1 protein-coding gene is annotated in these 511 nt (G+C 36.4%); it reads right to left on the bottom strand.

The genetic code is table 11. The features are described from left to right. Window positions 1-339 (bottom strand): immunity protein Tsi6 family protein (locus IM284_RS23045; protein WP_193055971.1); only part of this gene is annotated, 339 nt, incomplete at its 3' end. Window positions 340-511: the final 172 nt, after the last annotated feature.

Here is a 511-nt window from a genome sequence, read left to right on the forward strand (position 1 = left end):
ATGTTGTTTCATTCTGTAATTGGCATCAACCTCATGCGGCAGTCTAACCTTTAACCCTCGGCGGATTTGATCCACAATAAACCAGGCATCCGACAACCTTTCAAAAAACAACTCATCAGAGTTATCGAACTCCTTCACCGCATACATACCGAACGTCATTTCCCATAATTTCGCTTTATCCTTTTCCTTGCCTTCAATTAAATCCCATAGAAATAATAATTGTTGTACAATAGAGTCGTACATTTGTAAAAGCGGAGAGTGAGGATCCTGATTTTTGACCTTAGCATATCTCTTTTTTGCTAAAATTAATGCTTTTTCAACATAACCAAAGATTGTCATTTTATCCTTTGCATGGGATTTAGTTAAATTAAAGCATCACACCAGATTGAAGTCATTAGATTCCACCGTTTATCATTGGCAATTCTAACTATAAGAAATTATCCTCAGGTGCTCTATCGAATAATTTACCCGCCATTGTAGCTATCCGTTCGTGTTGTACGAGTTTATTTTT

The organism is Enterobacter cloacae complex sp. P12RS, assembly GCF_014895875.1.
Lineage (GTDB): Bacteria > Pseudomonadota > Gammaproteobacteria > Enterobacterales > Enterobacteriaceae > Enterobacter > Enterobacter bugandensis.